Source organism: Megamonas sp. (genome assembly GCF_986095205.1).
This window is the reverse complement of sequence record NZ_CFQVBI010000079.1, coordinates 12412-38702: the sequence shown is the minus strand read 5'-3', so window position 1 is coordinate 38702 and position 26291 is coordinate 12412. Positions and strand designations below refer to the sequence as shown.

Sequence of the window (26291 nt, the reverse complement as noted above, 5' to 3'; positions counted from 1 at the left end):
CAGATGCGACAGGAACAATAGAGCAAATGAATGGTGGTTCCCAAATAGTAAATGGGACAGGAAGCATAAAAGATATGCAAGATGGCACTCAATATGTTGATGGTGGCAATGCAACAATAGAAAATATGAGTGGTGGAACACAAAAAATTTCATCAGGAAATGCAAGCATTAATACAATGACTGATGGACAACAACAAATACTAGCTAATACTACAGGTAATATAAATACAGTAAATGGTGGTTCTCAGATAGTATGGGGAATTGGTGCAATTGATAATTTTAATGGTGGAGAACAAATTATTGAAGATGGTGGTATAGGAACTATAAAAAATATTGTAGGTGGTAAACAGATTATAAAATCTGGTGGTACTGGTAAAGTTGAAAAATATACAGAAAATCAAATTATTCAAGCTGGTGGTACAGGTATTATTGAAACTTTAGATACTAAGTATACATTGACTTCTGGACAAACAGGAAAAGTAAATACTGTATTATCAGGAGGAACACAGATTGTAGGCAGTGGAGCAATTGGATATGTTTCTAATGTACAATCTGGTGGACAACAAATTGTACAAGCTAATGGTATTGGTCATATCGATAAAATAAATCAAGATAGTGTAAATACACAAGTTGTTGAAAAAGGTGGTACAGGTATTATTGGTCAGTTAAATACAAGTATTACTTTGACAGAGGGACAAACCATTCAAGTAGAGAATTTCGGCGAAAATGGTAAACTTGTTATTGGACAGGGAGCAACAGGTCAAACCGATAAATATGACGAAAATGTTGAAGTTGGTGAAGGTGGAACTATTAATGTAGGTACACTGGATACTGAAATGAGTTTAGAAGGAGATAAAACAGCTGTTATTGAAGAAGAAATGACTGAAGATGCAGTACAAATTGTAGGTCAAGATGCTACAGGAACAATAAAGAACTTGAATGCGGGAATGCAAATAGTACAAAAAGGTGGTATTTCTAAAGACACTGTTATCAATGGTGGTTTATTGTATGTAAATGAAGGTGCTACTGTACAAGATACTACAATTAATTCAGGAACATTATCATTTGCTAATACAGGTGGAGTATATGAATTAACTGGTACATTTACAGCTAATGGTGGGAATATTGTATTAGCACAAGAAGCATCTAATAAATTAAGAGTGGTTAATACAATAAATAATGCATCTTATGAAACTTTAAATATTGAAAAGATGAAAGGTTCAAATGCTCATTTTATTTTAGATACGGATTTAGAAAATGGTATGACATTTGATAAAAATGATGAGGATAAAACATTAGCAGGCTTGAAGAATGAGGCGACACAAAATAATGATAAAATTATAATTAATGAAGCTGAAAAAGGTACACATTATATACAAGTAAAAGATGCTAGTGGAGAGAATTTCTCTAAAATAGAGCCAGGTAAATATCAAGTTTTAGTAGTAGATAAGAGTGGTAATTTAGAATTTAAAGGTGAAAAATACAATGCTGGCGGATTATATGAGTATGATCCATCTATTGTTCGTGGTGATAAATATGGATTGGATAAAAATGAATGGCTTTTAACTAGTGTAGAAAAAAATATAAATAATGATACTAGAGTTTTATTAGATGCTACAGATAATGCTTATGCAATGTGGAGAAACACAAATGATAGTATGCGTTCTCGTTTAGGTGAGTTGCATAATAGTAATGTAAATGATATGGGATTATGGGCTAGATATCTTGATGGTAGCTTTAATAATAGTGCTTTTGACAGTGATTATAATTTATTCCAATTAGGATATGATAAACAAGCTGATGCAAAATCTATTTACGGTGTAGCTATTGATTATGGTAATGGTAAAAGTAAATATGTAAATGGTGGTAGCAATGATAAATTAACTGCACTTAGTGTATATGCAGTATGGAATAATGATGATGATGCATATACAAATTTAACAGCACGTATAGGTCAATTTGATACAGAATTAAATTCTTATGGAGATTATGCAGATAGTACAAATTATAAACATAATGCATATAGTTTAAGTGCTGAATACGGTAAACGTTATAACTATGATAATAATTTTTATATTGAACCACAAGCACAATTAACTATTGGTAGATTAGCAAGTTTTGACTATACTACAAATCGTGGTGCAACAGGAAGTGTTGATGGATTAAATAGTGTTATTACTCGTTTAGGTTTTACAGTAGGCAAACAAGCTGAAAATGGAAATGATATTTATTTAAAAGCTGATATGTATCATGAATTTGCAGGAACACGAAATCTAACACTCAATAGTCAAGCTGGAGGAAGTAATGAATTTTTATCTAGAGATGTTGACTATAGTGATACATGGTTTGAATTAGGCATTGGTGGTAATATTAAATTGTCCGAAGATGTTACTTTCTATGGTGATGTAACACGTGGATTTGGTGGCGATATTAATAAAGATTGGCAAGTAAATGGAGGTATTCGTTGGGCATTTTAATTTAAATTAATATATTTAAGTAATAAATTATAAAAAGCACTATTGTATTATCTAAAGATTTTTAGGGATAATAACAATAGTGCTTTTTTATAAATTAATAATTAATGACTTTTTTCGTATTCGGTTAAAACTTGTTCAAGAATTTCAGCTGTAGCTTTTACTGTATTTAAACAATGTACTTCTTGAGAATAATGTTTTGCTTTAATTTGACAGCAAAGTCTTGAAGAAAAATGATTTTGAAATGCTCTAACTAAGTTTAACATTATAGGCTTTAAGTGAGTAGTTTCATGAGCTCTTGTTTCAATATATTTACTTGAGATAACACATGCTGAACCACTTAAAGCTCCACATACATCACCAACATGGAAACCACCACCAAAAGCGCCTGTCATTTTTAGAGCATTTTCATCAAGATTTAAATTATAATATTCATTACCTGCACGAATAAGACTTTCTGCACAATTATAACCTTGTATGTAATATTTTTCTGCTATGTCTTTTAACATAATATGATTTTTTCTCCTTTATTAAAGATATATAATGTTATATTATAACATATATTTTTAAATACTAGCAAAATAGTATATAATAGGCATATAAAATGAAGTGAGGTCGTAAAATGGATAGAATAATTGAAATTTGTTGTGGCAGTTATGAAGATGCTATAAATGCTTATAGAGGTGGAGCAAAGAGAATAGAATTAAATTCAGCTTTGTATTTAGGTGGACTTACGCCAAGTATAGCTACTTTAGAATTAATTAAAAGAAATACAGATTTAGAAATTATTTGTATGGTAAGACCAAGAGGAGCTGGTTTTTGCTATAGTGATTTAGAAAAAAAGCAGATTTTTGCCGAAGCAAAAGCTTTATTAGAGCGTGGTGCTGATGGATTAGCTTTTGGCTTTTTAACTGAAGATAGAACAATTGATTTAGAATGTACACAAAAAATGGTAAATATAGTACATTCCTATGAGAAGACAGCAGTATTTCATAGAGCCTTTGATTGTGTAAAAGATGAAAAAACAGCGATAAATGAATTAATAAAATTAAACGTAGATAGAGTATTAACCAGTGGACTAAAAGCAACAGCTATAGAAGGCAAAGAACTGATTAGAAGTCTACAAGAAACAGTAGGAGCAAAAATAGAGATTTTAGCAGGTAGTGGTATTAATAAAGATAATGCAAAAGATTTAATAGAATATACAAAAGTAAAGCAGATACATTCATCTTGTAGGGCATGGAAAGAAGATAAAACAACTTTTGGTGATTTTGTGAATTATGCATTTGCTCAAGGTGAAAATAAAGCTTGTTATGATTATGTAGATGAAAATTTAGTGAGAAATTTAATTAAAGCTGTTAATGAATAATTTTTTATAAGTTAGGAGAATGATTTTGCAGTTAAAATGGGAGAGTTTTTATTATAATTTAAAAAGAGATTTCAAATTATTTATTTTTGTTTGGTTATATTTAAATTTATTGCGTGTAATTTCATTGATAACGATGAAAAGTTATGCTGGTGATATAAATTTAAATGATATTCTATTAACTATCTATTATGGGGCAAGAATTAGTTTAAAAACAGCAGGCATACTTATGCTATTTACATTTATTTTTGTTACTTTAGTAGGTTGGTTGATAAATAAGCATTTAGATAAATTAAGATTAGGACTATCAGCAGTATTTTTATTTATATTGAATTTTTTATTTGTAGCAAAATATTTTTATTATAGGGAATTTCATACTAATTTTAATGAAATGGTATTTAATGCTGTAAATGATGATGTAAAAGCTTTATTTTATACAATGATAGAGCAGTATCATTTATTGGAAGGTACAGTAATCATTATTTTATTTACAGCTATAGTCGTATATATCTTGAAAAAGTATCTTGCTTGGCAGTGGATAAAAAAATCTTTTAAATTTGAAAAAAATCTTGTATTTAAAATATCAGTGATAGTATTTACTTTAATTTTTGCTTTATTTGTACGTTTTGGAGCTAGTTTTTCCTATGCAAAATCTATTCATTGGGAAAACTGTGCAAAAACAAAAGATACTTTTTTTAATGAGATAATTTTAGATGATGTGCAGGCTATCTATCGAGGATATTCTATTAAAAAACGCATTGATAATGGCGTGATTTATGGCGTGCATAAAGAAAATATTGCTCAGAATTTAGAGTTTTTAGCGAAAAATAGTGATGCTTATCGTCTGCAAAAACAAGACTTAAGTCAAATTGATAGTAATTTAGTATATCAAGCTCATGGTAATATAATTGATAAGAAACAGCATATATTTATTATAATCGGTGAAAGTTTTGCTCAATGGCCATTATTAGATGAATATGCAAATCTGCAATTAGGCGAAAATGTGCGAGCTATTATGCAAAAAGATAATGCGACATATACACATAATTTCATGCCTAATGGTGCATTTACACCTATGGCAGTAAATGCTATTATTTGTGGTTTATCTGATGTAAATATATATCCTAATCATCAATATGAGTCATATAAGCAGGTATATGCAACATCTTTTGCACCACAGATAAAAAAATTAGGATATAAAACACAGTTTTGGTATGCTGGTTTTAGTGGTTGGGAAAGAATAAAAGATTTTGCTTTGGCACAAGGCTTTGATGAATTCCATTGTGCATCAGATTATCAATATCCATCAGGTAATGTATGGGGCTGTGATGACGAATTTATTTTTGATAAGTTAAAGCAAGAAGTAGCTCAAAATGATGAACCTACAGTATATGTGATTTTATCTGTATCAAATCATGCACCTTATAGTGTAGATTTAGTAAAAGCAGGTTTTCCAAAAGAAGAAGTACGAGCTAAATTACCTGTAGATGTGCAAAATAATGAAGATTTACTGAATAAATTAGGTCATTATTGGTATACAGATAAAGTAATTGGCAATTTTGTTGAAGATATTGAAATAGCATATCCTAAAGAAAATCTATTTGTGATTACTGGCGATCATGCTGATAGAACAAATATAGAAGCAAAACCAACATTATTTAATAGATATACTGTGCCATGTGTCATTTATGGTGATGGTATTACGAAAAATATATTATCAGATGAAATAGCTGGCGGTCATATTAATATTGGGGCAACTATATTTGAATTGATAGCGCCACAAGGTTTTGAATACTATAGTTTAGGTAAATCATTAACAAGAGGAGCAAATGTAGGCTTTAATGATAGTGTTTGGCTTAATACGGTAGATATAGGTAAATTAGATGGAAATGAACCAGTAGAAGTAGAAAAAACTTTGGAAGCATATAGAACAATTTCATGGTGGAGAAGCATAAAAGGTAATTTGATTCCATAAAAAATAGCCATTTTCCAAATTTCTAAATGAGAGATAAGGAAAATGGCTATTTTTATTCAATGAGAAGACCTTTATTTTTATATTTTTCTTTTAATATTGGTGAGATATTATCATCTGTTAATAATAAATCAACATTATCTAAATTTAATACTTTTTGTTTTGAACGTTTGCCAATCTTACTAGAATCCATTATGGCAATTACTTTTTCTGAACGTTGAGATAATAATTTAATAATACCTATTTCGGACATGCGAAAATCGGTGAAGCCATCTTTATAATTTATAGCATTAATGGATAAAAAGGCAATATCAGGAAAATATTGACTAAATTCTTGTTCGCAAGTAGTACCATAAGTTGATTTTTCTTGAGAATCAATAATTCCGCCAATAGAAACAATTTTTATTGCTGGATTTTGAATTAAAATATTAATGGCTGCTAAATTATTAGTAATGACAGTGATATTATTTTTTTTAAAAACTAATTCTTGGGCTAATATGGTATTAGTTGTTCCGGAGTTTAAAGCAATGATAGCATTAGGTTTAATATAAGCTAATGCTTTTTTGGCAGCTTCTCGTTTTAATTTTATATTAAGAACTTCCCTACCGGTAAAGTTGGATAAAGACGGCAATGAATCAGGTAAACAAGCACCGCCACGTATACATTTTATTAGACCACTTTGTTCCATAGTTTTTAAATCACGGCGAACAGTATCAACAGAAACATTTAATAAATCTTTTAAATCATTGATTTTTACAATAGCTTGTAATTGTACTTGTTGCAAGATTAATTCTACACGTTCATTATAAAGCATGAAATAATCACCACTTAAGATAAAATAAGATTTTGCTCAAATAAATATAAATAAATTATTTTAAAGTACGTTGTTTTAAGACTTCATAAGCTAAGATAGCAGCAGCATTGGAAGCATTTAAAGAGTTTACTTTGCCACGCATTGGGATTTTGACGATGAAATCGCAAGCATTTTTTGTAAGACGGCTAACACCACGACCTTCACTGCCGATAACTAAAACTAGAGGGCCTGTCATATTGGCATCATAATAATTTTCTGTACCGTCCATATCTGCTCCAGCTACCCAAAGACCTTTTTGTTTTAATTCTTCTAAAGTTTGTACGACATTACCAATGCGAGCTACAGGAACATATTCTAAAGCTCCAGCAGAAGTTTTAGCTACGATAGAAGATAATGGGCAACTGCGATGTTTAGGAATTAAAATACCGTGAGCGCCAACAGCGTCAGCAGTACGTAAGATTGCACCGAGATTATGAGGGTCTTCTAATTCATCTAATAAGATGATGAATGGATCTTCATTGCGTTCTTTAGCAAGATTTAAAATATCATCAAGTTCTACATAATCAACAGGAGCTGCATAAGCTGCAATACCTTGATGACGTTGACCGCCACAGATTTGGTCAAGTTTTTCAGTATTTACATTTTGTACAATGATACGGCGTTCTCTAGCAAGTGTCATGATTTCAGGCATAGAACCACCATGTGCGCTATCTGCGATCAAGATGCGATTGATAGAACGACCACTTTTTAAAGCTTCGCGAACAGCATTGCGACCAAGTAAGATATCTTCACTGATTTCTACTTTTTTAGGTTTAATTTGTTTTATATCATTTATTTTTTTCTTTGGACGAGGACTTACTACAAATTTATTTTTTTTATCTTTTTTAGGTTTATTTTTTGTTGGACGCATAATAATCTCCTTTTTTATTAATATTTTATAAATTATTCTTCACGTAATTTAAGCATTTCTTTAAATTTACCACAAGTCATAGCACCTTCAGGGCAACGACCAGTGCGAACACAAGTTGCACCTGCATTTTTGAATAAAAGTGGAGCTACTTTTTTAACTTCAGCAAGCATTAAATATGCCATTTGACGAATTTCCCATTGAGCGCGATTACAGCAACGAAGAGAGAAAAAATTGAGAAGTGAACGAGCATTAAATGTTGCTAAAACTTTTGTTTCTGTAGCATTAGCTAAAACATAACGAGCATCTTCTTTAGGAACATCCATAGCTACTAATTCATCATAAGTTTGGCGAATTGTATGCATTAGATTTTCAAATTTTGCCTTAGCTTCATCATTTTCAGCGATTGATGGCGGTAAAATATATTCAAAATCATGTTCACTTACATAACGCTGAGATTGTTGAGAATAAGAAGCAATACGATGGCGCACTAATTGATGAGTGAGTACGCGAGAAATACCTTCAATAGCAAATGTAAAAGTAACATGTTCCATAGTGGAAGCATGACCCATGCTGATAATTTTTTCCACAAGTTTAGTAACTTGTTCATCAGTCATTTTTTCGGATAATTCTTCTGCACCAGCAGGAGAATAACAAAGACGAGCTGCCATAGCTACAGTACGCTCTGGGTCAGCAGTATATTTCATAAGTTTAACTTTAATCAAAGTAAAGCACTCTCCTAATATAAATTAAGTAAATTAATTATAACTAGTTTTAAAACTTTTCACAAGTAAAGTGCAGTAAAAAAGAGCAATACTAATAATTTACATTTAACAATTAGTATTGCTCTTTGAGTATAGAATTAAATTTCGTTTAAATAATCTGTTACAGATTTAATAGCATTGGCACCATCAGAAGCAGCAGTTAAAACTTGACGTAAATCTTTTGTACGTAAATCACCAGCAACAAAAAATCCTTTGGCATTTGTTTTACCTGTTTCATCAGCAATGACATAACCAGCATCATCAGTATTGACAAAATCAGGTACTAATTGATTATTAGGTATCATGCCCACTGCCACGAAAATTCCATCTACAGGAATATCTGCAATTTCGCCAGTCTTTTTATATTCAATTTCAATAGCAGAAACTTTTTTATCCCCTTTGATAGATTTTGGCAAAGCAGATTTTACAAATTCCACATTTGGCATAGCAAAAATTTTCTCTTGGGAATGTTTATCTCCACGTAATTCATCACGACGATGGATTAAATAAACTTTTTCACAGATTTTGGCAAGGAATAAAACATCTTCAAGAGCAGTATTTCCGCCACCGATAACAGCAGTTGTTTTATTGCGATAAAAAGCACCATCACAAGTAGCACAATAATAAACACCACGGCTTAAATATTGTTGTTCTCCAGGAACATTCAAAGTGCGAGGATTAGCACCAGTAGCCAAAACGACAGATTTAGTCAAAATAGGTTCTTGACCTTCGATTTCTACAGTATATGAATTATCCTCATTTTGTTTAATAGCAGTTACAGTTGCTTCTTTAATTTCAGCACCTAATTTTTCAGCATGTTCTTGAAGTGCCATAGAAAAAGAAGCCCCATCAATATTAGGCATACCAGGATAATTATCTAAATCATTAGTAGTAACAATCTGACCACCACTATAACCAGCCTTTTCCAAAACAACATAATTCAAAGCCGCACGAGAAGCATATATAGCAGCAGCAAGACCAGCAGGACCACTGCCAATAATAACAGTATCTAACATAAAATCACCTACAATACAAAATCAATATTTCTTATAAAATAATAATTATTATCCATTAACTAAATTATAATATAAAAAACAACAAAATGTCTACAAAAATATTGCAGAAAAAAGAATCATAATATATAGTAAAAGGAAGATATATAAGAAATGAAGCAAGCTTAGCAAAAGTCTAGACAAAAGAAAGGAATAAAAAATGAAAAAAAAATCTCCTCGCCTACAATTAAATATAAGATTAACCCCAGAACAAAATGAATTAATAAAACAAAAATTAGAACAAACACAAATATCAAAAACTCAGCTAATAATAGACAGCATAAACAACAACCCAATATACATAATACCCAACCTAGAACAAACGATATCGCAAATAAAATACCTAGGAAATAAAGTAAACGAATTATCTAATAAAATAGAAACAAAAGATGAAAATACAGAAAAACTACTACAAGAAATTCAGCAAGGATGTGATGAATTTTGGCAATTATTAAAGTCGTTAAAGCAGGAAAAACAAAAGCAAGTCTAAAATCAGCTCTAAATTATATTGCTAATGAAGAAAAAATAACCACAATAACAGGGAAAAAATTAATAACTCCGTTGAATTGTTGGGGTTCACTAAAAAATATATATGATACAATGATAGCAACAAAAGAGCTATATCGAAAAGCAGTAGATAATAAAAATAGTGAAATGTATAAACATTTTCAGCAATCATTTAAGCCAAATGAAATAACTCCAGAAAAAGCCCATGAAATAGGAAAAAAATGGGCAATGCAAAATTTTGCTCAAGATGGTTTTGAAGTATGTATATGTACACACCTAGACACAGAACATATACATAATCACTTTATCATCAATTCAGTGAATGCTATAACAGGAAAGACAATAGAAATACATGCCAATAAAACTTTAGAGAAATTAAAATATAGTTCTGATGAATTATGCAGAGAATATAATTTATCAGTTATTGAAAGAGATATATTTGCTCAAAATAAAAATCATGAATATAATATGCGTAAAAAATATAGCTTTTTAAGAGAACAATTTAGAGATTTAACGTGGCAGAAAACAGTTTATGATAAAATAATAGATATTTTAAATAAGAGTAGAAATAAAGACTTTAAATATTTTGAGCAGAAATTATTAAAAGTTGGCATAAAACTGGAACATGAACGTTTAAAGAAAGATTTTATCTTTAATTATATTGATGAAAATAGAAAAGTTAGTGATAAAACTTTAGCTAAAACTTTTCATGATGATAAAATTCTACGTAGTAATATTGAAATGATATGGGGAAAAACTCTTCAATATGATTTAGATAAAAAAATATATTTATCCGAAAAAAAACAAGGATTTTATAATTTGATAGAGAATTTAATAAAAACAATTGATAATATAAATAAATTAAATATAAAAACTAAAATAGAGTTTTATATATTTATGGAAAAACAAGGTTGGTTAATAAAAGAAACTCAAACAGGTAAAGCTTTTTATAATCAAGAACATGATAGGTATTTATACGATAATACTATTTATAAAATTTTAGAAAATAAAGCGTATTGTTTGAAATATATAGAACAAAATTTAATGTAAAAGGAGCTTTACTAATGGGAGTAGCGATGAAAGGTCATTTATTGGCACTATTTACAATCATTTGTTGGGGAACAACATTTATATCCACTAAAATATTATTAGTAGATTTTTCGCCAATTGAGATATTATTAACAAGATTTGTAATCGGTCTTAGTATTTTATATATAATCAGACCAGAACCTTTGAAGTTAAGGCATGAAGAACATCGTTTATATTTGGTAGTGGCAGCATTATCAGGAATTACTTTATATTATTTGATGGAAAATATTGCATTGACATATACATATGCTTCAAATGTTGGAATTATTTCATCAACAGCTCCTTTTTTCGCTGCTATTTTAGCTAGTTTTACATTGCGAAAACATGCAATAACAGGGCCTTTTATTGTAGGATTTATAATTTCAATGATAGGTATAGTATTTATTGCCTTAGAAGAAAGTAGTTTGAATATCAATCCTAAAGGCGATATCTTAGCTTTAGGAGCTGCTGTTTTATGGGCTGTTTATGCTGTAGTATTAAAGAAAATTTGCGCATTTGGCTATGATATGATAGTTATCACAAGAGAAATTTTTCTTTATGGCATAATTTTAATGATACCACCAGTTATTTTTATGGGTTTTAATATTGATTTAATTTATTTATTGGAACCAGTAAATTTAGCAAATATGTTGTATTTAGGAATTGGTGCTTCAGCAATTTGTTTTTTGACATGGAATTTCGCTACAAAGTATTTAGGTGTGGTAAAGACTACAGTATATATATATGCTTGTCCAGTGGTAACAGTAATTACTGCTTATTTAGTATTAAATGAGCCAATAACTTTATATAAATTAATTGGTATGATATTGGCTATTGTTGGCTTAGTCATATCACAAAGATGAAGAAAGCTCTCAGATATTCTGAGAGCTTTTTATTATAAGCCTAGATTTTCGCCTACTAGGATAACTTTTATTTTTTTTGCTGGACGACAAATACGAGTAGTAACTATATAAGCACAGCAACTATCACTAGATAAGCAATCATGACAAGCACCAGTTTGATTACATGGTGTTTTAGCATTAGGAAAACGTTGCACAACACTAGGAGCAGCTATATTTCTAGCACGAGCATAAGCATCATCTAGAGTTTTTACTACTTTATTCATACCGGCAATTATAATTACGTTTTTAGGTCCATAAATCATAGCAGCGACACGATTGCCGTTACCGTCGATATTTACTAATTGACCATCTTCACTGATAGCATTAGCGCTCATAAGGAAAGTATCACAAAGTAGAGCTTTGCGCATGAGGTCAAGTCGTTCTTCTGGTGATTTGGCACTATCGCGGTCGATTACTTGATAATGTTCTTTTACATAGGATAATAAATTAATTTCATCAATAGAAATAGAGCCTCCCCATGAAACAACATCTTTTTCAGGGATTAGTTTAATTGCTTGGGCTAAGGCTTCTTCTTTGGTGCTACAATAATAAGCTTCAAAATGACGTTTAGTTAGAGCTTTTACTACATTAGGACCTAATTTGTCATAACGCAATTGTTGAGGTAAATTTCTAGCCATAAAATCATCTCCAATATAAATAGTATTTACTTATATTATAATATAAAATTTCTTTATCAAGGATATATAATAATGAAGAAAAATAAGTACTTAATTAAATTGATATTTACAAAAGAGATTTAAATCTATATTATATTAAATATATAAATATTAATAATAAAGTTTATTAGTAATAGATTGCGGAGGTTAATTATGGGTAAAATTATTTTAACAGGAGATAGACCTACTGGTCGTTTACATATTGGTCATTATGTAGGTTCTTTAAAAAGACGTGTAGAATTACAAAATTCTGGAGAATTTGAAAAGATTTTCATTATGATTGCTGATGCTCAAGCACTTACAGATAATGCAGATAATCCAGAAAAAGTTCGTCAGAATGTATTAGAAGTAGCTTTGGATTATTTAGCTTGTGGCATTGACCCTAAAAAATCCACAATTTTTGTGCAATCACAAATTCCACAGCTTTGTGAATTGACATGTTATTATATGAACCTTGTTACTGTATCTCGTTTACAGAGAAATCCTACAGTTAAATCTGAAATTCAAATGCGTAATTTTGAAGCAAGTATTCCTGTTGGCTTTTTAGCTTATCCAGTAAGTCAGGCTTCTGATATTACAGCTTTTAAAGCGACAACTGTACCAGTTGGTGAAGACCAAGAACCAATGATTGAACAGACAAGAGAAATTGTTCGTCGTTTTAATATGTTGTATAATACAGAAACTTTAGTAGAACCGGATATTTTACTTCCAGATAATAAAGCTTGTTTGCGTCTTCCTGGTATTGATGGTAAAGCTAAAATGAGTAAATCTTTAGGAAACTGTATTTATTTATCTGATGAAGCGGATGTCATTAAACAAAAAGTAATGAGCATGTATACTGATCCTGATCATATTAAAGTTTCTGATCCAGGGAAAATAGAAGGTAATACAGTATTTATTTACTTAGATGCATTTTGCAAAGATGAACATTTTGCTAAATATTTACCTGATTATAATAATTTAGATGAATTAAAAGCACACTATCAACGTGGTGGTCTTGGTGATGTTAAAGTTAAAAAATTCTTGAATGCTGTATTACAAGAAGAATTTGAACCAATTAGAAATCGTCGTAAAGAATATCAAAAAGATATTGCTTATGTATATCAGATTTTAAAAGAAGGTTCTGAAGTAGCTCGTGAAGTAGCTCAACAAACATTGCATGAAGTAAAAGATGCTATGAAAATAAATTATTTTGATGATATTGAATTATTAAATCAACAGATTGATAAATATAAAAAAGTTAAATAATTATTTTAGGAAAACTTCCCATAGAATTTTATTTTTTAGATTTTATGGGGAGTTTTTTATTTTTAATAGCAATAAAATAACTTAAATAATAAATGCATATTTTTTCATTTTTTTCGATAATAAATTTAAAGTATTACTAAAATATAATAAAATAAGAATGTCTTTTAACAGAGTACTAGATTGTAAAATATAACTTTACATTAAGTTTATGCTGTTAATGGATATAAATAAATTGTTAACTTGTGAAATTGGTATTTTCTTCTTAATATGGACATTATGATAAATAAAAATATAATTTCTAAGAAAATAATCTGTATTTATTAGATTTTTGTTTGCTTTATATAAAATTTTAGTAAAAAACAAGAGCTTTTTACGTAATTTGTGTAAAAATAAAAATGTTTTTAATGTGTATTTAGTATTGCACTTTGTACAATACTATTGTACAATATATCATGATTTTATAAAAAAGGAGATTTTATTTATGAAAAATCATGATTTCATGAGCCATGAATTAAAATTGCCTGAACTTACACTTAGAGGGGTTATACTTGGTTTATTTATAACAATAGTATTTACTGCATCTAATGTGTATTTAGGATTGAAAGTAGGACTTACATTTTCTTCTGCTATTCCAGCTGCAATTATTTCTATGGCTATCTTGCGTATGTGCAAGGATTCTAATATTTTAGAAAATAACCTTGTACAAACACAAGCATCTGCTGCTGGTACATTATCCGCAGTAATTTTCGTTATTCCTGGTTTATTGATGATTGGTTATTGGCAAGGCTTCCAATTTTGGCAAACTTTAATGATTTGTGCATGTGGTGGTTGCTTAGGGGTATTATTCACTATTCCACTTCGTCGTGCAATGGTAGTTAATACAGATTTGCCTTATCCAGAAGGTCGTGCTGCTGCTGAAATTTTGAAAGTTGGTAGTGCTAGTGTTAGCGAGAAAAAAGGCGTTACTGGCATGAAAGATATTGTAAGTGGTGGTGTTATCGCTGCGCTTATCAATCTATTTTCTAGTGGATTTGGATATCTTTCTGCTGAAATGATGAATTGGATTCATTTGGGCAAAAATGTAGTAACTTGTCTTCCATTAGGTTTTTCTCCTGCTTTATTAGGTGCAGGTTACCTTATTGGTCTTGCTAGTGGTTTAGCAATTTTATTTGGTTTAGTTGTTACTTGGTTAGGTTTTGTACCATATTTCATGTCTATATCTGATATTCCAGCTGGTGTAGATATTGGTGAAGTAGCTACTAGCATTTGGTCTTCTAAAATTCGTTTTATGGGTGCAGGTACAATTGGTATTGCTGCTATTTGGACTTTAATTACTTTATTAAAACCTATTTTAGATGGTATTAAAATGTCTATTAAAGCTGTATCTGATAATAGTGTATCTAATGATAATTTACATCGTATGGATACTGATATGACACCAAAAAGCATTGGTATTGTATTCGTATTAATCATTATCGGTTTAATAGGTGTATTCTATTCCTTCTTAGCTGGTGGCAATTTATCCACAGGTATGACTTTGTTGTACATAGTAGTTGGTATTATTGTTGCTGTAGGTATGGGCTTCTTCGTAGCTGCTGCTTGCGGTTACATGGCAGGTCTTATCGGTACTTCTTCCAGTCCAATTTCTGGTATTGGTATTTTAGGTATCATTGTTTCTTCCCTTGTAGTATTAGCATTAGGTAACCTTGCAGGTTTATTTAGCTCTGAATATGGTACTTTATTTGCTACTGCATTTGCTATTTTTATCACAAGTGTTATTACAAGTATTGCTGCTATTTCCAATGATAACTTACAGGATTTAAAAACTGGTTTACTTGTTGGTGCAACTCCATGGAAACAGCAGGTAGCTTTATTAATCGGTTGTATCGCTGGTGCGATCGCTATTGCTCCTGTACTCAATTTACTTTATGAAGCATATGGTTTCCCAGGTGCAATGCCACGTCCTGATATGGATGTAAATCAGGTATTGTCTGCTCCACAGGCTACTTTGATGGCAACAATTGCTAAGGGGATTTTCAATAATAGCATGGATTGGTCATATATTCTTTATGGTGTAATCTTTGGTATTATCATTATCATCATTGATGTACTCTTGAAAAAATCTACAAAAAATCTTAGTTTACCACCTCTTGCTGTAGGTATGGGTATATATCTTCCTCCAACTTTACAGATGCCACTTGTAGTAGGTGCTGTACTTTCTTATGTAGTAAATCGTTATTTACGTAAACGTGCAGAAGTTCGCAGTCCTCAAAATGTTGTTGATGATGTAGATACATGCAATCGTCGTGGTATCTTATTTGCTTCTGGTATGATTGTTGGTGAATCCTTAATGGGTGTATTACTTGCTGGTATTATCGTTGTTTCTGTAACATCTGGTGGTAGTGAAGCTCCACTTCGTATGGTAGGCGATAGCTTTGGTGATACAGCTCAATGGCTCGGTTTATTAGTAAATATTCTCTTAATTATTGAATTTGCTCGTCGTATTATCACTGCGAAATTAAATAAATAATTAGTGTAATAAAAAACGACTTCTATGATAATTTGAGTAGAAGTCGTTTTTTTATTGTTTAATTGTAGGATTTCTTTTATAATGATTTATATGTATTTTTGAATTTTAGGGAGCAAAGAAGATGAATTTTGATTGTAAAAATACGATTATACAACATAGAATATTTAAGAAATGTTATAAAGAGATAGCTAAAGAGGAAACAAATCGTATTTTTTGCCGACATGATATGGGTCATTTTTTAGATGTGGCTAGATTGATGATGATTTTAAATGTAAAAGAAGATTTAAAAATTAGCGATGATATGATTTATGCGACAGCTTTACTACATGATATTGGTCGTCATATTCAATATCGTCAAGGAATTGGTCATGAAATATCTAGTGCACAAATTGCTCCTTTAATTTTAGATGATTGCGATTTCACTGTAGAAGAAAAAAATCAAATCATTGAAGCTATTTTAAAACATAGAGATAGTAAAACTAGTGAAGAAAAGAATTTAAATGGGTTATTATATCGAGCTGATAAAATGAGCAGGGCTTGTTTTTGTTGTCAAGTTGAGCCTATTTGTAATTGGAAAGATGAAAAGAAAAATTTAAAATTAAAATATTAATTATTTGAGGTATTTTTTATGAAAATTGGTAGTAGAGAGTTTGATTTTGGTAGACATACTTATATTATGGGAATTTTGAATGTAACACCTGATTCATTTTCTGATGGCGGTAGATTTAATTCTTTAGATAAAGCTTTATTTCATGCGCAAGAAATGATAAAAGAAGGTGTAGATATCATAGATGTTGGCGGAGAGTCAACACGACCTGGATATACACTTTTGAGTGATGATGAGGAAATATCACGTATTGTTCCTGTTATTGAAAATTTAAAAAAAGAGTTTGATGTGCCAATATCTTTAGATACATATAAGGGAAATGTAGCTAAAGAAGGAATAAAAGTAGGTGCTGATTTAATTAATGATATTTGGGGCTTAAAATATGATGATATTTTAGCAAAAGTTATAGCAGAAAACGATGTGGCTTGCTGTTTGATGCATAATCGTAAAGATATGAATTATAAAGATTTTTTGACTGATGTAGTGGAGGATTTACAAGAAACTATAGATATTGCTCAAAATGCTGGAATAAAAGAAGATAAGATAATTTTAGATCCTGGTATTGGTTTTGCTAAAACATATGAGCAAAATTTAATTATGTTAAAAAATTTATCTAGTCTACACAAATTGAATTTTCCTTTATTATTAGGAGCTTCAAGAAAATCTGTGGTGGGATTAACTTTGGACTTACCTGCTGATGAGAGAGTAGAAGGTACAATTACTACATCTATTATGGCAGTGTTAGCAGATTATGATTTTGTACGAGTTCATGATATAAAAGAAAATTTAAGAGCTATAAAAATGGCAGAAGCTATAAAATATGCTGGAGGTAATTTTTGATGGATATAATTCGCATTGATAATTTAGAAGTATATGCTTATCATGGAGTATATGATGAAGAAAAAGAAAAAGGTCAGTATTTTTATGTTAATGCTGAATTATGTACAAATACAAGAAAAGCTGGCATGAATGATGATTTAGACGCTTCTACTAATTATGGAACAGTATGCGATTTTATTCATGATTTTATGACTAAGCATACTTATGATTTAATTGAAACTGTAGCTGAACAATTAGCACAGGCATTATTATTGGAATTTAAATTAGTAAAAAGTATTTTATTAGAAATTAGAAAACCACATGCACCTATCGAAAAGGAATTTGAGTCCGTATCTGTAGAAATTGAACGTGGCTGGCATGAAGCTTTTGTAGCGTTCGGCTCTAATTTAGGAGATAAAGAGAAATTTATAGACGAAGCTATTGAAGCTTTGAGCAATTTACCACAGATAAATATAGTAGCTATTTCAGATAAAATTGTTACAGAACCATATGGAAATGTGGAACAAGATGTATTTTTAAATGGTGTTATGAAGATAGAAACACTTTTACCAGCAGATGAATTATTACAGATTTTGCAAAAAGTAGAGGAACATGCAGGTAGAGAACGTAAAATACATTGGGGACCTAGAACTTTGGATTTAGATATAATTTTTTATGATGATGATATTATAAGTGAAGATGATTTGATAGTTCCGCATCCAGATATGAAAAATCGTGATTTTGTATTAAAACCATTAATGCAGATTGCTCCGTATAAATTACATCCTGTATATAGAAAAACTATCAGCGATATGTATGCTGAATTGATGGCTAAAAAATAATAGAAATAAAAAAAGTTGTAATCAAATGATACATAATCAAGAGATTACAACTTTTTTGTTATTTAATAAATTGTTTAATTGTTTGTTCGACTAATTCTAAATCTACAGTGGTATTATAACAAGGGCCGTTAGGTCGGATATTTAAAACTCCAGCAGCTGGTAGAGGATATACGTCTTGTATGCCACTTGTTAAATCACGTTCACAAGCAATGGCTAATAACATTTTAGGGCGGAGTTCTTTGGCGATTTTACGAGCTAAAGTTCCACCTGTTGCCACACGGAAATGAAAACCCATTCTATTTGCCATATCAATTAATGGGCCAATAGTACATTGATTGCAATGCTTACAATTATTGATGTCATGAGTTATTTTGTGTGGGCAAGTTGCGAGTTGTAGACAGTGTGGGGAGATAACTAATAAGTCTTTAGCTTCTACTTTGATGTTTTTATGTGTGAGTATATAGTTATTTAAGGCAATAAAAGAACGTTCAATTTCACGTCGTCCTATGCCGAAGATTTTTCCCCACAATATGATAATAGGGAAAAGAAAATTGATAAAATTGAAGATATATTTATCAAGAAAAGAAAAGGCTTTTATATTTGCTATGTTGAAAATCATATTTAGAATGAATAGACAACAGAAAATAAATACTATGCTAACAATGGTAAAAGCTAATTGGGCAATAAAAGCTAAGTCTAAAACAACTAGGCGTGGATAACATAACCAAATAATCAAATAGGTGAAAAACATTATACTAAATAAGCTAATAGTAGCTAATTTTATAAATAAGCGTTTTTTAGTATTTTTTAAAATATCATTATACATATAGTTTATCCTAATCTTTCGTGTAGTGTAAAATTGGTAAAAAATTAGTAAGAAAGCGAAAATAGCTAGGCTACTTTCGCTTGTTACGTTTAGATCAAAGATACATTATTTTCAAGTTCTTGTTTATGACCGTTTATATATGAACTTGCTGGCATTTTTGCTTTATTAGGTGGCTGAATTTCAAGAAGTTCAATCGCACCTTCACCAGTAGCTACAATAATACTTTGTTTAGTTAATTTTATGATTTGACCAGGATTTCCAGTTCCTGTAGTTACTCTTGTTTGCCAGATTTTAAATTTCTTATTGTTTAAAGTAGTATAAGCGACTGGCCAAGAATTCAATCCACGTACTAAATTATGGATATCTTGGGCAGATTTTGTCCAATCAATGCGACAATTATTATTGTTTAACATTTTAGCATAGCAAGATAAATTGTCGTCTTGTTTTTCACGAGGAGCTTTATTTTCTTCGATTAATTGAACTGTTTGCAATAATAAATCAGCACCTTGAACCATTAATTTGTCATGAAGTTGTGCTGTAGTCATATCTGGAGTGATTTCAGTAGTAGCTTTTAATATCATATCGCCAGTATCTAAACCAACGTCCATATACATAGTAGTGATACCAGTTTCTTTATCGCCACTGATGATTGACCAGTGGATTGGAGCTGCACCGCGCCAACGAGGTAATAATGAACCATGTACATTTACACAGCCAAGTGGCGGTATATCAAGTATTTCTTTAGAAAGAATTTGACCAAAAGCGACAACGATAATTAAATCAGGTTTTAATTCGCGAAGCTTAGCTACACATTCTGGTGTTTTGATTTTTTCTGGCTGATATACTGGTAAATTATGTTTTAGAGCATATTCTTTGACAGGGGACATAGCTAATTTTTGACCACGTCCTTTTGGTCTGTCTGGTTGTGTATATACAGCAGTTACATTGTAGTGTTGATTTAAAATATCTAAGCAAGGTACAGCAAATTCTGGAGTACCCATGAAAACAATATTTTTTATTGGCATGGAAAACACCTCTTATTTTTGAGCTTTATGAAGATTATTGGCAATATCGATAAATAATCTTCCATGTAAATGGTCTATTTCGTGTTGAAGACAACGTGCAAGAAGTCCTGTAGCAGTGATGCGATGACGTTTTCCGCGACGATTTAAATATTCAACGCTTACTTTAGCAGCACGTTCTACTTCACCATAAATTTCTGGTACACTTAAACAGCCTTCAGTGTCTATTTCAGTGCCTTCTTTACGAATAATAGTAGGGTTGATGAGTTCTAAAAGTCCTTCACCTACATCGATAACTACTACTTGGATAGATTGACCAACTTGTGGTGCAGCAAGACCTACACCATTAGCTTTATACATAGTTTCTGCCATATCATCAAGTAAAGTACGGATTGTTTTATCAATTCTTTCAATTGGTTGAGCTTGTTGTTTTAAAACAAGATCACCAGCTTTTTTTATATCTAAAATAGCCACGAGAATTCCTCCTATAATTTCAAAGTTAACTGATATAAATTTTAACATAGGAAAGAGTATAAAGCAAAGATAATAGTATTTATGGTATAATAAGAAATGTCAAAAAATTGAATTGGAGAATAATAGCTTATGAATAGAAGTAGAACATATTTGACACCAAATCGACATGAAAAATACATGGTAGTAGATGGCTATAATATAATAAATGCATGGGAAAGTTTAAAGAAATTCATCAATGATGACTTAGACTTTGCTAGAGAAAAATTAATTCATCTTTTAATGGAATATGGACAATATGAAAAATATGATATTACTATAGTTTTTGATGCACAATATACTAATGCGGAAGAAAATGTCGAAGAAAAATCTAAACATTGTAAAGTGGTTTATACAAAGGAAAAAGAGACAGCTGATAGTTATATTGAACGCAGTGTATATGAAGCTACTAAATATTATGGTAGAGAAGTATATGTAGTAACTTCTGATGGAGCAGAGCAGTCTTTGATTTTAGGAGCAGGAGCATATCGTATTTCTGCAAATGAATTGTGGAGAAGAATAAAACATAGCAAAAAAAATATTCGCGATGAATATACAGGTGAGCATGTATTGCCATTGAGAAGAAGTGAAATTGGTTCAAGAATAAATGATGAAGTTATGGCAAAATTAGATGAACTCAGAAAAAGAAAAAGTTAAATGAAATAATTTAGATTTAATAATATGATGATAAGTTATTGTAAATAGTAGAAATTATTTTATAGAGATATTTTTTGTATAAATGTATAAAATCTTGCATAGATAAATTTTCTATGCTATACTAGTTAAAGAAGTTAATTTGATTATTCCTTAAAGAGTGGGTAGACGCCCACTCTTTACTTTATATTGGGGATAATATTACAGGAGGTGTTTCGATGGCAAATCGTGTGGAAGAAGCAGTTGAAAAAATTGCTGAAGAAATTTTAGCTAATACTGATTATGAACTTGTTGATGTAGAGTATGTAAAAGAACGTGATTGGTTTTTACGTGTATACATCGATAAAGAAGGTGGCATTGGCCTTGATGATTGTCAGGAAGTAAGCGGCCTACTGGATGAAAAGCTTGAAGAATTAAATATTATCAATGACCGCTATATTTTGGAAGTGTCTTCACCAGGACTTGACCGTGCGTTGAAAAAAGAAAAAGATTTTAAACGTGAAATGGGCAAAGTGGTGGATATTACATTATATAAGGCTATTGATGGTGAAAAAATGATAACTGGTAAACTAACTGGTTATACAAAAGATATTATTACTATTGATGAAACTAGAGAAATAGCATTAAAAGATATTGCTTTAGTTAGATTGCATATTGATTTTTAAATTAAGATTAAGGAGTAAATGTAATTAAATGGCAACCAAAGATAAAGGCTTTTTAGATGCGTTAAAAGAAGTTGGACAGGAGAAAGGCATAGCACCAGAAGTATTATTTGAAGCAGTAGAAGCAGCATTAGTATCTGCTTATAAAAGAAATTTCAACACTGCTTCTAATGTGCGTGTGTATTTAGAAAGAGCAACTGGCGAATTTCATGTATACGCTCAGAAAAAAGTTGTAGAAAAAGTGGAAAATAAAGTTACAGAGATTTCTTTATTACAAGCTCAAAAACAATTTGGCGAAAGCATTGTTTTAGATGATGTAGTAGAAGTAGAAGTAACACCTGCTAACTTTGGACGCATTGCAGCTCAAACTGCAAAACAAGTAGTAGTACAGCGTATTAGAGAAGCAGAACGTGGTATTATCTATGAGGAATATTCTAACCGTTCTAGTGATATTTTAACTGGTACTGTACAGAGAATGGAAGGTCATAATGTATTTATTGACCTTGGTAAAACAGAAGCTGTACTTGCACCATCTGAACAGATCAGCACAGAACAATATAAACATAACGACCGCATTAAAGTTTATGTAGTAGAAGTAAAGAGAACTTCTAAAGGTCCTCAGATTTTAGTATCTCGTACACATCCTGGCTTATTGAAAAGATTATTTGAACTTGAAGTACCTGAAATTCAAGAAGGTACAGTTGAAATTAAATCTGTAGCTCGTGAACCAGGTATGCGTTCCAAAATAGCGGTATTTTCTGCAAATGAAGAAATCGATCCAGTTGGTTCTTGTGTAGGTCAAAAAGGTTTACGTGTTCAAGCTGTAGTAGATGAACTTCGTGGCGAAAAAATTGATATCGTAAAATGGAATGAAGACCCAGCAAAATATATAGCAAATTCTTTAAGCCCTGCAAAAGTTGTATCTGTTGCAGTAAATGAAGAAAAGAAAATGTCTAGAGTAATCGTACCAGATTATCAATTATCTTTAGCTATTGGTAAAGAAGGACAAAACGCTAGATTGGCTGCAAAACTCACTGGTTGGAAAATCGACATTAAGAGCGAAACTCAAGCTGCAGAAGAAGGCTTTGATTCAGACGATATGAACATGGTTAATGTTGTAAGTGAAGAATCTTTTTCTGTAGATTAATAATAGGGAGCGATAAGTAATGAAAAAACTTCCTGTTCGTTTATGTGTGGGCTGTCAAGAACCTCATAATAAACGTGAAATGATTCGTATAGTTAAAAGTCCAGAAGGTGAATTCAGTGTAGATTTCACAGGTAAGAAATCTGGACGTGGTGCTTATATTTGTAAGAATATTGAATGTCTAAATACAGCAGTGAAACAGCGTCGTTTAGAAAAGTCTTTTAAATGTCAGATAGATAATTCAGTATATGAACAGCTAAAAGAGGAATTTGCCAAACTTGATGAACAATAAGGTTAAATTAATAAATATTGTAAGCATTGCATGTCGTGCTGGTAAAGTTATGTCTGGAGAATTTGTCATTGAAAAAGCTTTAAGTAGTAAAAATAATATTAAATTGATATTATTGGCAAATGATGTTGCTGATGCGACAAAAGCTAAATATGAAAAAATGGCAAAAAATAGTAAAGTTTTGTTGAGATATACAGAACTTACAAAAAATGAGATGGCAAATTCTATTGGGAAAACTGATAGAGCAGCTATAGCGATTTGTGATGAAGGCTTTAAGAAAGCCATTTTAAAGATATTGGATAATTGAAAACCCTGGGGGTGGCTTAATGTCCAAATATAGAATTTATCAATTAGCTAAAGAGTTTTCTTTAGATAGTAAAAAAATAATTGATATTTTAAATAAAAATAATATTAATGTTAGTAACAACCTAAACTTGGTTGGCGAGAAAGAACGTGAGGTTATAGCTAGTATCGTGAATAATAAAGATAATAATAAACAACAAACAGCAAAAAAAAATAATCAGCAGAATGTAAATCATAAAAATAATAATTCTGCAAATAATAATAACAACAATAATAAAAACAAAAACAATCAGAATAATACACATCAGAACAATAATCGCAATAATACTAGAAATAATGCTAGTACAAATGAACATAAAACAAAAAATACTCCAGTAAATAATACTGCTAATAATAAAAATCGTAACAATAAAAATAATCGTCCACAAAATAACGATAAAAACAACAATCGCAATAACAATAAGAAAAATAATAACAACAATAATAATTTTAATAATAAATTTGCTGGCAATAAAAAGAATAAAGGCAAAAATGCTAAGCCTGTAGTGGAAAACAAATCACAAGAAATAATTCGTCCAAAACATATTAAAGTTGGCGAAACAATTACAGTTAAAGAATTAGCTAGTAAAATGACATACCCTGTAACAGATGTTATCAAAAAATTAATGTTACTCGGTACAATGGCTACAATCAATCAGGAACTTGATTTTGAAACAGCTTCTTTGATTGCAGAAGAATTCGGTATTGCTGTCGAAGAACTTCCACCTGAAGTTGATTTAACAGAAATCCCAGAATTTGAAGATGATCCTAAAAACTTAGCACTTCGTCCTCCTGTTGTAACAGTAATGGGACACGTTGACCATGGTAAAACTTCTTTACTTGATGCTATTCGTAAAACATCTGTAACATCAAATGAAGCAGGTGGTATCACTCAGCATATCGGTGCGTATCAAGTTATGTGTAATGGTCAAAAAATTGTATTCTTAGATACACCAGGTCATGAAGCTTTCACAGCTATGCGTGCTCGTGGTGCTCAGGTTACAGATATAGCTGTACTTGTAGTTGCAGCTGATGATGGTGTTATGCCTCAGACTTTAGAAGCTATCAACCATGCTAAGGCAGCAAAAGTGCCAATCGTTGTAGCTATCAATAAAATGGATAAACCAGGTGCAAATCCTGACCATGTAAAACAACAGCTTGCTGAACATGAACTCATTCCAGAAGAATGGGGCGGTACTACAATCATGGTACCTGTTTCCGCGAAGAAAAAAGAAGGTATTAATGACCTTTTAGAAATGATCTTATTAGTAGCAGAAGTACAAGAACTCAAAGCTAATGCTAATCGCGAAGCTCGTGGTGTAGTAATTGAAGCACGTCTTGATAAAGGTCGTGGCCCTGTAGCTTCTGTACTTGTACAAAATGGTACACTTCATATCGGTGATTTCATTATTGCAGGTACTGCTTGTGGTAAAGTTCGTGCAATGATTAATGATCGTGGTGAAAAAGTTAAAAAAGCTGGTCCTTCTATGCCAGTAGAAATTTTAGGTCTTGCTGATGTTCCAGAAGCTGGGGACGAACTTGCAGCATTAGATGAAAAACTTGCTAAAACTATTGCTGAAAAACGTATTGAAAAACAGCGTAATGAACTTATGCGTTCTAAGAAAGTTTCTTTAGATGATTTATTCAATCAGATTAACGAAGGCGATATCAAAGAATTAAATATCTTGATTAAAGCTGACGTTCAAGGTTCTGTAGAAGCAGTGTCTTCTTCACTTTTAGGTCTTAATAAAAATGAAAGCGAAGTTCGTGTAAGTATCGTTCACTCTGGTGTTGGTGCTGTAACTGAATCTGACGTAATGCTTGCTTCTGCGGCAAATGCTTTAATTATTGCATTTAACGTACGTCCAGATGCAAATGCACGTAAATTAGCTGATACTGAAAAAATTGATATTCATACTTATCGCGTAATTTATGAAGCTATCGATGATATTCAGGCAGCTATGAAAGGTATGCTTGCACCTAAATATAAAGAAGTAATTCAAGGTAAAGTAGAAATTCGTCAAGTTATGAAATTCTCCAAAGCTTTAGTTGCTGGTTCTTATGTACTTGAAGGTAAAGTATGTAATAACTCTAAAATCCGTATTATTCGTGATAATATTGTATTATACGAAGGTCAGATTGAATCTTTACGTCGTTTCAAAGATGATGTAAAAGAAGTAGCAACTGGTTATGAATGCGGTATTACTATTGATAATTATCGTGACTTTAAAGAAGGCGATATCCTTGAAGTATATGATATGGAAGAAATTCCACAGAAATAAGGAGTATATTA

Annotated in this window: 26 protein-coding genes; 17 read left to right on the top strand and 9 right to left on the bottom strand. The window is 31.0% G+C overall.

What is annotated here, in order from left to right:
• Nucleotides 1-2477: autotransporter outer membrane beta-barrel domain-containing protein (locus AC5LAX_RS12050; protein ID WP_493263859.1), on the top strand; the 2477-nt coding region annotated here is incomplete at its 5' end.
• Between the two features lie 101 nt (nucleotides 2478-2578).
• Here AC5LAX_RS12050 and AC5LAX_RS12045 read toward each other — a convergent pair.
• Nucleotides 2579-2983: a C-GCAxxG-C-C family protein gene (locus AC5LAX_RS12045; RefSeq protein WP_015562380.1), complete on the bottom strand. Its 405-nt coding sequence runs from the start codon at nucleotides 2981-2983 to the stop codon at nucleotides 2579-2581.
• Between the two features lie 113 nt (nucleotides 2984-3096).
• Here AC5LAX_RS12045 and AC5LAX_RS12040 point away from each other — a divergent pair, with 113 nt between their 5' ends.
• Complete coding sequence (locus AC5LAX_RS12040; protein WP_288909640.1) at nucleotides 3097-3843, top strand: copper homeostasis protein CutC; 747 nt, start codon at nucleotides 3097-3099, stop codon at nucleotides 3841-3843.
• 25 nt (nucleotides 3844-3868) lie between these two features.
• Nucleotides 3869-5815, top strand: a complete 1947-nt coding sequence (locus AC5LAX_RS12035) for an LTA synthase family protein (protein WP_493263858.1) — start codon at nucleotides 3869-3871, stop codon at nucleotides 5813-5815.
• A 52-nt stretch (nucleotides 5816-5867) separates the two neighbouring features.
• Here AC5LAX_RS12035 and AC5LAX_RS12030 read toward each other — a convergent pair whose 3' ends face one another.
• The 4 genes from AC5LAX_RS12030 to AC5LAX_RS12015 form a co-directional block, all read right to left on the bottom strand.
• Entirely contained in the window at nucleotides 5868-6626 is a 759-nt protein-coding gene (locus tag AC5LAX_RS12030; protein WP_288909643.1) for a DeoR/GlpR family DNA-binding transcription regulator, read from the bottom strand.
• 55 nt (nucleotides 6627-6681) lie between these two features.
• Nucleotides 6682-7536: a 23S rRNA (guanosine(2251)-2'-O)-methyltransferase RlmB gene (gene rlmB, locus AC5LAX_RS12025; RefSeq protein ID WP_115151340.1), complete on the bottom strand. Its 855-nt coding sequence runs from the start codon at nucleotides 7534-7536 to the stop codon at nucleotides 6682-6684.
• Between the two features lie 32 nt (nucleotides 7537-7568).
• Nucleotides 7569-8255, bottom strand: coding sequence for an FAD-dependent thymidylate synthase (gene thyX / locus AC5LAX_RS12020; RefSeq protein WP_182321699.1), 687 nt, complete (start codon nucleotides 8253-8255; stop codon nucleotides 7569-7571).
• Nucleotides 8256-8395: 140 nt separating this feature from the next.
• On the bottom strand, nucleotides 8396-9313 hold the full coding sequence (locus AC5LAX_RS12015) for an NAD(P)/FAD-dependent oxidoreductase (protein WP_288909645.1): 918 nt from the start codon (nucleotides 9311-9313) through the stop codon (nucleotides 8396-8398).
• A 196-nt stretch (nucleotides 9314-9509) separates the two neighbouring features.
• Between AC5LAX_RS12015 and AC5LAX_RS12010 the strand changes: the two genes are divergently transcribed.
• The 3 genes from AC5LAX_RS12010 to AC5LAX_RS12000 are packed head-to-tail and all read left to right on the top strand — an operon-like array spanning nucleotide 9510 to nucleotide 11787.
• On the top strand, nucleotides 9510-9839 hold the full coding sequence (locus AC5LAX_RS12010) for a plasmid mobilization protein (RefSeq protein WP_008538096.1): 330 nt from the start codon (nucleotides 9510-9512) through the stop codon (nucleotides 9837-9839).
• Complete coding sequence (locus AC5LAX_RS12005) at nucleotides 9791-10906, top strand: relaxase/mobilization nuclease domain-containing protein (protein WP_288909646.1); 1116 nt, start codon at nucleotides 9791-9793, stop codon at nucleotides 10904-10906. The genes AC5LAX_RS12010 and AC5LAX_RS12005 overlap by 49 nt, the downstream gene beginning before the upstream one ends.
• Nucleotides 10907-10920: 14 nt before the next feature.
• Nucleotides 10921-11787 (top strand): DMT family transporter, encoded by an 867-nt coding sequence (locus AC5LAX_RS12000; protein ID WP_288909647.1) that lies wholly within the window; start codon nucleotides 10921-10923, stop codon nucleotides 11785-11787.
• 32 nt (nucleotides 11788-11819) lie between these two features.
• Here AC5LAX_RS12000 and AC5LAX_RS11995 read toward each other — a convergent pair whose 3' ends face one another.
• A complete protein-coding gene (locus tag AC5LAX_RS11995; RefSeq protein WP_288909648.1) occupies nucleotides 11820-12464 on the bottom strand; it encodes a lactate utilization protein in 645 nt (214 codons plus the stop codon).
• Nucleotides 12465-12656: 192 nt separating this feature from the next.
• On the opposite strand from AC5LAX_RS11995, the gene trpS reads away from it, so the two are divergent.
• From trpS to folK, 5 genes are all read left to right on the top strand, one after another.
• Entirely contained in the window at nucleotides 12657-13751 is a 1095-nt protein-coding gene (trpS, locus tag AC5LAX_RS11990; protein ID WP_266287019.1) for a tryptophan--tRNA ligase, read from the top strand.
• A 481-nt stretch (nucleotides 13752-14232) separates the two neighbouring features.
• Complete coding sequence (locus AC5LAX_RS11985) at nucleotides 14233-16281, top strand: OPT family oligopeptide transporter (RefSeq protein ID WP_278849210.1); 2049 nt, start codon at nucleotides 14233-14235, stop codon at nucleotides 16279-16281.
• Nucleotides 16282-16402: 121 nt separating this feature from the next.
• Nucleotides 16403-16891: an HD domain-containing protein gene (locus tag AC5LAX_RS11980; RefSeq protein WP_204921205.1), complete on the top strand. Its 489-nt coding sequence runs from the start codon at nucleotides 16403-16405 to the stop codon at nucleotides 16889-16891.
• A gap of 18 nt (nucleotides 16892-16909) precedes the next feature.
• Nucleotides 16910-17728: a dihydropteroate synthase gene (gene folP / locus AC5LAX_RS11975; RefSeq protein WP_288909649.1), complete on the top strand. Its 819-nt coding sequence runs from the start codon at nucleotides 16910-16912 to the stop codon at nucleotides 17726-17728.
• On the top strand, nucleotides 17728-18549 hold the full coding sequence (gene folK / locus AC5LAX_RS11970; protein WP_288909650.1) for a 2-amino-4-hydroxy-6-hydroxymethyldihydropteridine diphosphokinase: 822 nt from the start codon (nucleotides 17728-17730) through the stop codon (nucleotides 18547-18549). Before folP ends, folK begins: the two co-directional genes overlap by 1 nt.
• 58 nt (nucleotides 18550-18607) lie before the next feature.
• Here the strand turns inward: folK and AC5LAX_RS11965 are convergent, their stop codons facing one another.
• The 3 genes from AC5LAX_RS11965 to def form a co-directional block, all read right to left on the bottom strand.
• Nucleotides 18608-19375 carry a DUF116 domain-containing protein gene (locus AC5LAX_RS11965; RefSeq protein ID WP_018999028.1) on the bottom strand — a complete coding sequence of 256 codons (768 nt, stop codon included), beginning with the start codon at nucleotides 19373-19375 and terminating at the stop codon, nucleotides 18608-18610.
• Between the two features lie 89 nt (nucleotides 19376-19464).
• Nucleotides 19465-20400, bottom strand: a complete 936-nt coding sequence (fmt, locus tag AC5LAX_RS11960) for a methionyl-tRNA formyltransferase (RefSeq protein ID WP_288909652.1) — start codon at nucleotides 20398-20400, stop codon at nucleotides 19465-19467.
• 12 nt (nucleotides 20401-20412) lie between these two features.
• Nucleotides 20413-20871, bottom strand: a complete 459-nt coding sequence (gene def, locus AC5LAX_RS11955) for a peptide deformylase (protein WP_018999030.1) — start codon at nucleotides 20869-20871, stop codon at nucleotides 20413-20415.
• A 129-nt stretch (nucleotides 20872-21000) separates the two neighbouring features.
• Between def and AC5LAX_RS11950 the strand changes: the two genes are divergently transcribed.
• The 6 genes from AC5LAX_RS11950 (at nucleotide 21001) to infB (ending at nucleotide 26280) form a co-directional block, all read left to right on the top strand.
• Complete coding sequence (locus tag AC5LAX_RS11950) at nucleotides 21001-21564, top strand: NYN domain-containing protein (RefSeq protein ID WP_018999031.1); 564 nt, start codon at nucleotides 21001-21003, stop codon at nucleotides 21562-21564.
• 215 nt (nucleotides 21565-21779) lie between these two features.
• Nucleotides 21780-22226 carry a ribosome maturation factor RimP gene (gene rimP / locus AC5LAX_RS11945; RefSeq protein WP_115151350.1) on the top strand — a complete coding sequence of 149 codons (447 nt, stop codon included), beginning with the start codon at nucleotides 21780-21782 and terminating at the stop codon, nucleotides 22224-22226.
• A gap of 28 nt (nucleotides 22227-22254) precedes the next feature.
• Nucleotides 22255-23370 carry a transcription termination factor NusA gene (gene nusA / locus AC5LAX_RS11940; protein ID WP_008538080.1) on the top strand — a complete coding sequence of 372 codons (1116 nt, stop codon included), beginning with the start codon at nucleotides 22255-22257 and terminating at the stop codon, nucleotides 23368-23370.
• Nucleotides 23371-23389: 19 nt separating this feature from the next.
• A complete protein-coding gene (rnpM, locus tag AC5LAX_RS11935) occupies nucleotides 23390-23659 on the top strand; it encodes an RNase P modulator RnpM (RefSeq protein WP_008538078.1) in 270 nt (89 codons plus the stop codon).
• Complete coding sequence (locus AC5LAX_RS11930) at nucleotides 23649-23963, top strand: L7Ae/L30e/S12e/Gadd45 family ribosomal protein (RefSeq protein ID WP_117584870.1); 315 nt, start codon at nucleotides 23649-23651, stop codon at nucleotides 23961-23963. The genes rnpM and AC5LAX_RS11930 overlap by 11 nt, the downstream gene beginning before the upstream one ends.
• Before the next feature lie 19 nt (nucleotides 23964-23982).
• Entirely contained in the window at nucleotides 23983-26280 is a 2298-nt protein-coding gene (gene infB / locus AC5LAX_RS11925; RefSeq protein ID WP_117584869.1) for a translation initiation factor IF-2, read from the top strand.
• Nucleotides 26281-26291: the final 11 nt, after the last annotated feature.